This is a genomic window from Moorena sp. SIO4G3, from assembly GCF_010692305.1.
Lineage (GTDB): Bacteria > Cyanobacteriota > Cyanobacteriia > Cyanobacteriales > Coleofasciculaceae > Moorena > Moorena producens_A.
This window is the reverse complement of the sequence record NZ_JAAHIG010000075.1, coordinates 19,423-29,895: the sequence shown is the minus strand read 5'-3', so window position 1 is coordinate 29,895 and position 10,473 is coordinate 19,423. Positions and strand designations below refer to the sequence as shown.

The 10,473-nt window shown below is 42.3% G+C and carries 10 protein-coding genes; 1 reads left to right on the top strand and 9 read right to left on the bottom strand.

Translation table 11 applies throughout. From position 1 onward, the window contains the following. Positions 1-202 precede the first annotated feature (202 nt). The 3 genes from F6J99_RS15740 to F6J99_RS15730 form a co-directional block, all read right to left on the bottom strand. Entirely contained in the window at positions 203-349 is a 147-nt protein-coding gene (locus tag F6J99_RS15740) for a hypothetical protein (RefSeq protein ID WP_293113746.1), read from the bottom strand. Positions 350-352: 3 nt separating this feature from the next. Further along, a complete protein-coding gene (locus tag F6J99_RS15735; RefSeq protein WP_293113745.1) occupies positions 353-955 on the bottom strand; it encodes a transposase in 603 nt (200 codons plus the stop codon). Between the two features lie 79 nt (positions 956-1,034). Next, a complete protein-coding gene (locus F6J99_RS15730) occupies positions 1,035-1,211 on the bottom strand; it encodes a hypothetical protein (RefSeq protein WP_293113744.1) in 177 nt (58 codons plus the stop codon). Between the two features lie 257 nt (positions 1,212-1,468). Between F6J99_RS15730 and F6J99_RS15725 the strand changes: the two genes are divergently transcribed. Further along, positions 1,469-1,900, top strand: coding sequence for a hypothetical protein (locus F6J99_RS15725; RefSeq protein ID WP_293113743.1), 432 nt, complete (start codon positions 1,469-1,471; stop codon positions 1,898-1,900). 27 nt (positions 1,901-1,927) lie between these two features. Here F6J99_RS15725 and F6J99_RS15720 read toward each other — a convergent pair whose 3' ends face one another. From F6J99_RS15720 to F6J99_RS15695, 6 genes are all read right to left on the bottom strand, one after another. After that, positions 1,928-4,525 carry a formylglycine-generating enzyme family protein gene (locus F6J99_RS15720; protein ID WP_293113742.1) on the bottom strand — a complete coding sequence of 866 codons (2,598 nt, stop codon included), beginning with the start codon at positions 4,523-4,525 and terminating at the stop codon, positions 1,928-1,930. Next, positions 4,522-5,523, bottom strand: coding sequence for a MoxR family ATPase (locus F6J99_RS15715; protein WP_293113741.1), 1,002 nt, complete (start codon positions 5,521-5,523; stop codon positions 4,522-4,524). Before F6J99_RS15715 ends, F6J99_RS15720 begins: the two co-directional genes overlap by 4 nt. After that, the gene (locus F6J99_RS15710; protein WP_293113740.1) at positions 5,516-6,904 is read right to left on the bottom strand and encodes a hypothetical protein; all 1,389 of its coding nucleotides are present in this window, start codon (positions 6,902-6,904) and stop codon (positions 5,516-5,518) included. The genes F6J99_RS15715 and F6J99_RS15710 overlap by 8 nt, the downstream gene beginning before the upstream one ends. Continuing rightward, positions 6,891-8,465, bottom strand: coding sequence for a CHAT domain-containing protein (locus tag F6J99_RS15705; protein ID WP_293113739.1), 1,575 nt, complete (start codon positions 8,463-8,465; stop codon positions 6,891-6,893). The genes F6J99_RS15710 and F6J99_RS15705 overlap by 14 nt, the downstream gene beginning before the upstream one ends. Before the next feature lie 148 nt (positions 8,466-8,613). Then, complete coding sequence (locus tag F6J99_RS15700; protein WP_293113749.1) at positions 8,614-8,877, bottom strand: Uma2 family endonuclease; 264 nt, start codon at positions 8,875-8,877, stop codon at positions 8,614-8,616. A gap of 112 nt (positions 8,878-8,989) precedes the next feature. Further along, positions 8,990-10,321 carry an aminotransferase class I/II-fold pyridoxal phosphate-dependent enzyme gene (locus F6J99_RS15695; RefSeq protein ID WP_293113738.1) on the bottom strand — a complete coding sequence of 444 codons (1,332 nt, stop codon included), beginning with the start codon at positions 10,319-10,321 and terminating at the stop codon, positions 8,990-8,992. Between the last annotated feature and the right edge of the window lie 152 nt (positions 10,322-10,473).

Genomic DNA, 10,473 nt, shown 5'->3' with positions numbered 1-10,473 from the left:
ACCATCACAGAGTCTTTGAACGCTTACGGGACCTGGGGATGGGAGCCGTGAGCTGAGGGGATACATCTTAAGGCGTCTCGCCGTTTCTTTGGGGAACCGAGCGCCAAACCAACGACGCCGAACCCGTTACCATACAGATATTGACCACTGGCTTGATGCCAGTTCTACCATACAGATATTGACCACTGGCTTGATGCCAGTTCTACCATACAGATATTGACCACTGGCTTGATGCCAGTTCTACCATACAGATATTGACCACTGGCCAGATGCCAGTTCTACCATTGACCACTGGCTGGAAGCCAGTTCTACCTACCATTGACCACTGGCCAGATGCCAGTTCTACCATTGATTATTTTACAGAAGATTTCTCTACGCTATCCATTTGCCAGAAGAAAGGATATGTTTCAGGCATCTCAGATAAATTAGCCTTTACAGGATTTTCTCGGATATAGTTCCAGGTTTCTAAAAATTCTATTTCATCTCGCATAATGCGATCATATCGCTCATATTGCCAAACAATACCGATATGATTCATTACTTTAGGAACTTGCTTAGAACTATAGCTTTTAATGCTGTGGATGATACTACCTAAGCTCCAATATTCCTGATCGGATTTTAGCAAAGGCTGTATTAACCAATGCACATGATCTGGCATAATTACAACAGCATAGTTTTTGTACCTTTGGTTATTGAAAAATAAACAGGAATCTAAAACTACTTGTCTGGCTTCTGGGGTCAACTCTAGCTTTTTAAACGTATTAAAAGTTACAAAGTAAATTGCTCCTGCTGATTCCCAGTGAGGAAGAGTCCTTTGGCTAATTTTAAGATTTTTGAACTTTCTGAAACTGCTATAATTCGTAGAACTGGCATCTTGCCTGTGATAATTATTAATATTCGGTTGAGACCGCCTCGAAGCCTGTGCCCCATAGGATGGAGAGTTAGGGGTAGTCATTAGTTACATTTTTAAATAAATTAAGGGGTATATTTTTTTATTTTAGTGCGTTGAGACAGGCTGAAAGGCTGTTCCACACTTATAAAAGTAGAACTGGCATCTTGCCAGTGGTGATAGAAGTAGAACTGGCATCTTGCCAGTGGTGATAGAAGTAGAACTGGCATCTTGCCAGTGGTGATAGAAGTAGAACTGGCATCTTGCCAGTGGTGATAAAAGTAGAACTGGCATCTTGCCAGTGACCAATATTATCTGGCATCTTGCCAGTGGTGATAAAAGTAGAACTGGCATCTTGCCAGTGACCAGGATTATTACATCTTGCCAGTGAGAAGACCTTAGCCAGTCACCAATATGATGGCATATTACCAGTGACCAATATTTAATTTGATTCATATTGACACATTCATAAAGGCTATTCCGGAGCCACTGGCAAGATGCCAGTTCTACACAGGGCTTATTACCCGGCCACTGGCAAGATGCCAGTTCTACGCGGGGCTTATTCCGGCCACTGGCAAGATGCCAGTTCTACGCGGGGCTTATTCCGGCCACTGGCAAGATGCCAGTTCTACACAGGGCTTATTCCGGCCACTGGCAAGATGCCAGTTCTACGCGGGGCTTATTCCAGCCACTGGCAAGATGCCAGTTCTACGCGGGGACTATTCCCCAGCCACTGGCAAGATGCCAGTTCTACGGGGGGCTTATTCCAGCCACTGGCAAGATGCCAGTTCTACGGGGGGCTTATTCCGGCCACTGGCAAGATGCCAGTTCTACACAGGGACTATTCCCCAGCCACTGGCAAGATGCCAGTTCTACACCAAGATGCCAGTTCTACACAGGGCTTATTCCCCAGCCACTGGCAAGATGCCAGTTCTACGCGGGGCTTATTCCCCAGCCACTGGCAAGATGCCAGTTCTACAGTGGGAACAGAAAAAAGGGAAAACAGGGTAAAGGGCAAAAGGGAAATAGGGAAAAGGGTTACGGAGTCCACGCACACCCACACACCACACGGAAACCAATATAGGTGTCGAGGTGCCCGAAGGCCGGATAAGAGTTGTGGCGAGACCCAGAACGGCAGTAAACAGGGGAGATGACCCAACAACCGCCCCGCAACAGCCGCTGATAATTATAATTTTCATTATCATATTGCCAGGCACTGTCATCTTTCGGGGCACTTTGATAGTGTGAGTGCCAATGGTCTGCACACCACTCCCACACATTCCCATGCATATCGTAGAGTCCAAACTCATTGGCTACCCCAAAACTCCCCACTGGGGCTGTTTCCTCAACATATTTGCCTTTGGAACCAGAGCCATAAGTAGAGTTGCCATCATAGTTAGCTAGGTCAGTTGTAATTGTCTCACCAAAATGAAACGGAGTCGTTGTACCTGCTCGACAAGCATACTCCCACTGGGCTTCACTGGGCAAGCGATAAGGCCGTTTCGTATACTGGGACAGCCGCTCACAAAATTCCACGGCCTCATACCAGGAGACTTGCTCTACAGGTCGGTTTTTCCCTTTAAAATAGGATGGATTGGGTTCAAGTTTTCTGTTGACTTGGGGTAGGGCTGCCACGGCTTGCCATTGGGCTTGGGTCACTGGGTATTTGCCCATGAAGAAGGATGTAACAGTGACTCGATGCTGGGGATTTTCACTTTTGCTATGCCCCTCTTCTGTTTCTGGAGAACCCATGATAAAGCTTCCTTCAGGAATGGCAACCATCTCTAGCTCAACTCCATTCCCTAAGTCTTGGGTAAAACCATCAGCTTGGTGCTGATGACGGTTGATGATTAGTTTTGTTTCTGTTCTCAACCGGCCTGTTTGTTTCAACTCAATAGTTGCCACTTCAAAGTCAAAAGGTTTTAGCTCAATGTCTATTGATGCATCTGAAGAGTGACTAGAAATGCGTTCCAAGTGTTCAGCTAAAGCAGCATACTCTCCTCCCAAGCGATGCAAAACCTGAGTAGTAATCTGGGCAAAAGGCATTATCTGCTGTTGAGTAGCTTTATCCCACTTAAAATCGGCAGACAGCAAAGCTGTAAAATTCTTAATATATATACCGAGTTTGCGAGCAATATATTGGGAAACTTCCTCCAAGACTGCATCAACATCTGGAATCGGAACGGAGTCTACTAGTAAGTCTCTGACTCCTTCGACAAACTCATACTGAACTATCTCCTTTTGAGAGGAAACGGGTTGTAAAAGACCACTCATGAAGACTTCAGCAACATGAACCTGCATCGACTCTGGCAGTAGAGTTTCTTGGATAAGATAAACGACTGGCAAACTCACAGGAACTGTTGCCATCAATCCCGCTAAACGTCTTGCTGTAGGAGATGCTGTTGTCCGAAATCGCTTCACCAACTCTACCGCAGATAATTCCTTTTGAGCTGTTGGTGAAGCTTGGGCTAAAGAAGCGACTAAAGATAACTCCAACAAAATCCCAGCAGTTTGGGTATTCCCTACTCCAGCCACCACTCGCGACCATTGTTTGAGAGAATCAGGTTCTAAGGTAACCACAGGTAATGTTAAACTGTTGGCAAGATCGACCTCTGTCCAAACAGGTAATCCATCAACTACTAGTTGACTATTGGCAACGCCTGGGACTAAAGCACTTAATTGAATCGGAAAGCCAGCACCTAATGCAGTTCGTCCCCACAAGCGTTCTGGCAAAAGTTGTAAAATCGCCACAGGGCCATTATTTGACCAACGCTTTAAGAGTTGATGAATCTTACCTTGACGCCAGATTGGAGATATGCAATCACTAATTAACAGGATTAAGCGCCTACCTGCAGGGTCTAATAATTCCTTTGGGCTGCGGGAAGATTGTTGAGCTGTTGAGAGATTCTGCTGGGAAAAAAGCTGAATTGCTCCATCATTGTCTACTCTCAAGCTCCAACTGCGAACATCTCGAAAAGCGCCTTGAAGTTCAGTCAGTTTCTGAAACTCAGCGATTATTTCTTGCCAAATTACTGTGGAACGGGATTCCTCCACCACCAGGGCTAAATCCAACCAGCGTTCTGGTGTTGGCTTGAGTACAGGTGTCCAAATCTTTTTTTCGACAATCTGGGTAACGGTTTCCTCTTCATCAATAACCGTTTTAGTTTGAGAAGGAACTTTCCGCATCAGAGGACGCAATGCCCTTGCTAACGCTAGAGTTTGGCGTAATGGTGGAGCAGCGGGTGCTTGAAAGGGAATACCTTCAGATACCGTTTTATCTTTTGAGTTATGGGGTGAGGAAGGGGGAAGATCAGCAGAGGCAGTAGGTGAACTAGAAGAAGATTCCTGTTTTAAGTTATGGGGTGAGGAAGGGGGAAGATCAGCAGAGGCAGTAGGTGAACTAGAACCAGATTTAATGGGTGGTGTTAATTTAGAATCAGGCGGCGTTTGAGTTTTGGTTTCAATAACAGTTTGAGAATCTTCAACAGGTGTTTCTTTCAGGGAAGTTTCCTCAACCTCACTGATTTGAACAGCTAACCATAGAATATCGGCAATTTGTTTATCATCTAAGTATAAATCAACCCATTTGAGCCGAGAATTTAGTGCAGCGATACCCAAAGTTTCTGACTTCATCATCCATCCTCGCTGCTAGTCAAATACTTAAGTAATTGTTCAATCAATTGTTCTTTTTCTTGACCAGTGGGTGCCGATTCGCGAGTCATCAAGTAAATAGCATTGAGGAGTTGATCTGTTGCTAAATCTCCCTTGTTACGTTTTTCCAGAAATTGCTCAATTAACTCCTGAGCCTGTTTGGTAATCTGCGGCTCTGTACCCAAATGAGCCGCCACAATTTTCTCTAACTCTACATCATTGGGTTCCTTTATATTCAGCCGCAGACAGCGCCGCAAGAAGGGGGGCGGAAAGTCTCGTTCTCCATTGCTAGTTAGAATTACCAAGGGAAAAGCTTTACAGCGTATTCGTCCTTCTGTGATATCAACTTTGATATCTTTGGCAGTTGGCTGACTTTTATTTTTATAAGCGGTTCGTACTGCCACAGTTTCCAACTTTTCTGAAATCCGAACTAATTCGGGTATTGTAAATTCACCCTCTTCAAACACATGCAGTAAATTATTAGGCAAGTCTATATCACTTTTATCAATTTCATCAATCAGTAGCAATCGCGGCTTATCTGATGGTAAGAGTGCTGTACCCAAAGGACCAAGTTGAATATAGTTACCAATTTCTTTGAGATTATCCTGATTATTCTTATCCTGTTGCTGAGCATCCTGTAGACGACCGATCGCATCATAGTCATAAAGACCATCTTTTAAAGTTGTCCTGGTTGTAATCGGCCAGTATAAAACTTCACCTAATTTTAACTCATAAGCAACCGCATAAGCTAAGGATGTTTTTCCAGAACCTGGTTTTCCGGTTACTAATAAAGGACGACGCAGGTAAAGGGCTGCATTAACTAACTCAATTTCTTCAGAACGAGCCTGAAAGGTAGCACCCCGTCCTTCCTCTTTGTTGATATTCCCATCAAACTGACGCCAACTCGGTGGATGGGGTAACAGGTCATCAATTTCTCCATCAATAGGTTTGCCAGTGCCTTTAAATATTTTCCAATTATTCATATGACATAGAGTATTCGATACAAGGGGGCACGCGATAGGGGTCTTCCCATAATAAGGAAAGATGGTGTCCAATGTTAGTATCTGGAGCCATAGGGAAATCCTCTAAGCGTTTATTTTTGACTACTTCAGGTAGTTCATGAAGACAGCAGCAGTTGAGTATTCCATCAACCTCCTCTTGGCAATTTTTGGATAAATTCTGTCTTAACCATAATGCTACTGGTATAGCTGCTTTCAGGATTACGGCAAATACGCTACCTTTACCTACTTTCAGAGGAGCTTTTAGCAACTTAAGTCCAATCACATTTTGTTGACTTAACTGGACAAACAATCGATCTAAATCCTGATCATCACCTGAGACAAAACTATGACAGGCAGACCCTGGAATTAGTTGTTGCAAGAAACACCACTTTTTTTCCCAACGTCCTCGATGACGTCCGTAAATTGGCAATAGTCGCTCCGATGAACGTACTAATACCGGATACTCACAGCCAATTGGTACCAGATAACCCAATCCATCATCAATTTTACAAGCATTAACATCTCGATTCAATAAATCTAGGGGAAGAAATAATTCAATTGTTAACTGAATCGATAAATATTTAGTAGCGATTTCCTCTAAAAAGGCTTGTAGCAGTTGCTGAATTTCATCCGTTGTGGCGGTTTCTGGAAAAGATTCAGGTTGAGACAGTTGCTCAAATTCTAAAACTCTGTCATTTGGCATAAACCAAGCCTCTACAAAATACTTCCCTGCTTTATTCCATGTGCTAACTGAGCTTGGGTTACTAGCCTGAACAACCACCATTAAATAAGAGTTCTTACTTTTTGGCTTATTTTCTAACTCTCTCAACAACTCTGAATATCCCTTGATATTCTGCTGACCCCATTCCCTTAACTGATCAGAAACTAATGAAGGCAGTTCGGAATCTTTTAACAAGTAACCTACCCAGCGCTCAATTGTCGTATATTTCGAGCTTCCTTTGGGCATCTTTTCTAACTGTTCAACAATCCCTGTTAAATTATCTGGTACAGGATATGGCCAATCTTCAGGAGAACAAGCGTGGTATGCTCTTTGAACACAGGTTATAATTTCCTTTTCAAATTCAAAACGAGTGAACAACCTTAGTAAATATTGTGTCTGATTTTTTGTCTCTTTTAAATCATTTTCTAACTGCTTTAACTCTAGTTCTAGTTGTTTAAGCTCTTTCTCCTTAATTTTTATATCGTTAGCAATTTTTTGAAGCTGTAAATCTAGATTATTTTTTTCCTGAGGATTGCTGGTACAGCGCTTTTTTTCGTCAACGTCTTTGTAATCTTTTTCTAGCTTATTTAGGTCAGATTCCAGGCTTTCAATCCGGAGTTTTATAGCTCTACTCATCCCCATATTCTAGTTCATGAAGCTGTTGTTCAATCTTATCCATATCGTTAGCAATTTTTTCAAGCTGTAAATCTAAATTATTTTTCTCCTGAGGATTGCTTTCACGCCGCTGCTTTTCTGCAACATCTGTGTAGTCTTTCTCTAACTTTTGGAGGTCTTGCTTAAGACCTGCGATTTTAAGTTGTGTGACTCTAGAAGTTTTTTTGATAACCTTAGGTTTATCTGGTAAAGGGACTTTCTGTGGTGGTAGATTATTCTCATCAGTTTGAACCGGAGAAGCTTTAAACAACTTTCCTCCCTCATTATCCTCCCAACGCAGATACAGCACTGGACGATACCACTGATTCCCTTCAATACCCATAGCACTTTGTCCCCGACGCAATGCGATCGCTAATGACTCTTGTTCCCCCACTGAATGATAAAACTCTTCCGCAAATTCACTAGCGGCATCCACCCTGATGGAATAGGTCATGGCTACTACAGCAGGAATACCTCGACCAATCAAACTCTGAGCCACCCCATTGAAGACAGACTCACTCTTACGAGACATGGCACTTTTGCAAGCACTCAAAACAACTAAAGCAATTCCCGATGCTGAATGGGGTTGCTCTCGACGCTGCAAATTACCTAAGAGTTCTCCCAGTTCTTTGGCACTGACATAATCAGCGTTACCATCTGAGTCTTCAAACACCAAATAACCTTGTGGTTGTCCCAATGGGGCACCGCATTCACATTGATCTGCACCCTGGTTATAAGCTTTCTTGCACCCTATTTCATTACAGCGCTTGCCAAAAAAGCCATGTCCATCAAAATGCAGAACCTGAGGCACTGCTGAGGTTTGGCGCTCTGACAACCGCCTGCGGAGTGCTTTTAATGTAGCAGATTCTAAAATTTCCAGTTGAATTTTACCTTTTTGCTGAGCCTGTTGCAATCCGTTTGCGATCGCATCTCGTTCAAAAGCAGGTAACGATTTCAGTCCTATTCTCTGATCCCCTGCCCCAGAGGAAATCAACAGGACATTGAGCCGTTCAACTCTCGGTAAATTAGGACGAGGACTACGATAGGCAATATAGCGGGAGAATATCACCCCTTCCTCGGCTAGAAACTTGTACTGGTTATGGAGTAATTCCCAAGGATAATCAGTAAAGCGGACAGGTTTGGGGTCTTCTGCTGGAAACCGCAACCGAATATGTAAGAAAATGCGATCGCGTTTAGCCTCTGCTACCGCTGCCTCTATCACCTGCTGAATGTCTTTACCTAATATTTGATAGAGCTTACGCCCAATAGTAGCCAAGTATTGAGGGTCAAAAGCATTGCGTTTCGGTAGCAGCAGTTCCTCACGTACCATCCAAGCCTGCTCATCTTCCGAAAAGTTATCCTCTTTGAAGTTAGTTGACTCTAATATCTTAACTACCGTGAAACGTCTGTCCTGGACATCGGGAGTGTGATTGTCGAGAAAAGGCAGACCAGGTTGATGATGGACTTCTCCTGATGAACCCTCCACAGTCACTTTGAAGCAATCTTGCTTGCCTTCAATGGGATAAAAGCGCAGTTCCAGCAGTTTCATTCCAAAATCTATATCCTATCACCTATGGCGACCATTAACTTTAGTTGGAATACCATCTGATTTTCTTTGGTATCGCCAGCCGAGCACCCTTAGTTTAACAACTTTAGGGCTAATTATACCCTTTTTATTTGATTTGTGAACATAGGAGTTATGGAAAAAGGGAGCAGGGAGCATGGAGCAAGGTAGTATCAGCAACTTCAATAATTAAATAAATTTCTGATGGTGTCGGATGATGGTCTAGGTATCGCAGTTCATCTGGCATAACTACGGCTAGATCTGGTTCGGGTTCAGAGTAATTACTTAACTGAACTGGTAATTGTGTTTGAACTAACCCTTGCTCTAGTAAACGATTATCCAACAACCGGCCAGTAAGCCGAATTGCAGTAGCATGGGGAGTTCCCTGGGGACTAATTTTTAGATTATAGCGGTTCTCAGTCCAGTGAAGTGCAGACTGGTTGCTACAGCCATTACAGAGTAGAGTTCTATCCTATATCATCGATATTTGAACCGCCATACTTTCACACCTAGATACCTTCCCAAGGACGATAACCTTGTCTCAAAATCTCATATTCTTGATTTATTTCTCCCTCTAAAGAAAGATAAGAAACTCCTTTCTTAATCTTTTCAATGGTAGCCTGCATACAGGCTAATCCTGCTTTATACTCGGAAATATTTGTCACGTTTATCCGAAAGCCAATTTTATTTGTAAACATTGAGCTTAAAGGTAAAAGTGTAACCTTTCCAATTTGAGAAAAATATTCACCCAATTTATAACTATCCGCTATCCCTAAACTCTTCATCCTAGATTCTAGTTCTGAGTTAAACCCAATATTGATAAAAGGCCCTGCACAGCTGCTCTTGATAATCTTCATTCCCATAGCCAATAAATCAGACTCCATCAGCAAAGCTTCAGCATTATTCCTCAATATTTCTAACTCTTTTCTCAATTCTTCACGATGATTCAAGTCTCTTTTTTTTAGAGCCCAAGAAGCTGTAATTACCTCGGCATTGGTGTAACGAACATGTGCTGCAACAACAAAGCGCTTAATTTCCTTCACAAGCGCCTCATTCTGAGTCGTCAAAAAACCTACTTTGCCAATACCGTCAATTCCAAATTGTCTTCGCATTCCACAGGTTGTGATAACTAAATCTGAGCGAGTACTCACACTAGCCACTGAAACTTGGTCATTTCCTATTGCTTCAGTTCCTGAAAAATACATATCATTAATGATTAGTATATTATGTTGATGCGCAACCTCGGCTAATTCTTTTAATTCATCTCGAGTATAAATTTGGCACCAGGGATTATTAGGGGTTTCCAGTATAAAAGCAGCAATTAGATATCCATTTTTTTTTGCAGTACAAATGACTTCTTCCAATTTGTCTGGCTTAATCTTAAAAGTCGATAGACAAACTTCTACTAAATGCCGAGTAGTGCCACAAAATATATCTATATTATGGTTGTAGCGAAAGTTACCTTCTGGATAAATGACTGTGATAGGTTTAACATTTCCTCCCCTCCGTAATAATCTATATTTGGATGATAGAATCGCCATTTTCACAAGAACTGTTGAAGTCTTAGGAAAAATAACTACGGATTTTGGATTGATTTTAGGAAAAGATGGAATTAGTCCAAAAATCTTTTCTGCACCTAGATGGGTAAGACTTTCTGGCACAGTTACCTTATGAGAATCAACTAAATACTGGGCAGGGTAAGATGCATATAAATTCTCCATTTCTACCATTAGATCTTTCTTCTTATATTCTGGGGCATCTGAATGACCCAGATCAAGCTGACCTTGATAGCGTTTAAGTTTTCTAAATAATTCATATTCTTCTGTTGAAGGTGATTTCATAAACCAGAAAATTCCTTAATAGTAAAGTTCATTAGTGTAGTTGCCTTATAAAGGCACATTCAGTAGCTTGGATACGCTCACGCTAACACACTGTTTATTTAGCAAAACAAGGTTTATTTAGTAAAATAATTAGCATCAAAACCTAGGGCGTA

Coding starts and splice junctions, on each gene's coding strand:
- F6J99_RS15740 (WP_293113746.1), bottom strand. CDS start 349: ATGGTAGAACTGGCATCTGGCCAGTGGTCAATGGTAGGTAGAACTGGC.
- F6J99_RS15735 (WP_293113745.1), bottom strand. CDS start 955: ATGACTACCCCTAACTCTCCATCCTATGGGGCACAGGCTTCGAGGCGG.
- F6J99_RS15730 (WP_293113744.1), bottom strand. CDS start 1,211: ATGCCAGATAATATTGGTCACTGGCAAGATGCCAGTTCTACTTTTATC.
- F6J99_RS15725 (WP_293113743.1), top strand. CDS start 1,469: ATGCCAGTTCTACGCGGGGCTTATTCCGGCCACTGGCAAGATGCCAGT.
- F6J99_RS15720 (WP_293113742.1), bottom strand. CDS start 4,525: ATGATGAAGTCAGAAACTTTGGGTATCGCTGCACTAAATTCTCGGCTC.
- F6J99_RS15715 (WP_293113741.1), bottom strand. CDS start 5,523: ATGAATAATTGGAAAATATTTAAAGGCACTGGCAAACCTATTGATGGA.
- F6J99_RS15710 (WP_293113740.1), bottom strand. CDS start 6,904: ATGGGGATGAGTAGAGCTATAAAACTCCGGATTGAAAGCCTGGAATCT.
- F6J99_RS15705 (WP_293113739.1), bottom strand. CDS start 8,465: ATGAAACTGCTGGAACTGCGCTTTTATCCCATTGAAGGCAAGCAAGAT.
- F6J99_RS15695 (WP_293113738.1), bottom strand. CDS start 10,321: ATGAAATCACCTTCAACAGAAGAATATGAATTATTTAGAAAACTTAAA.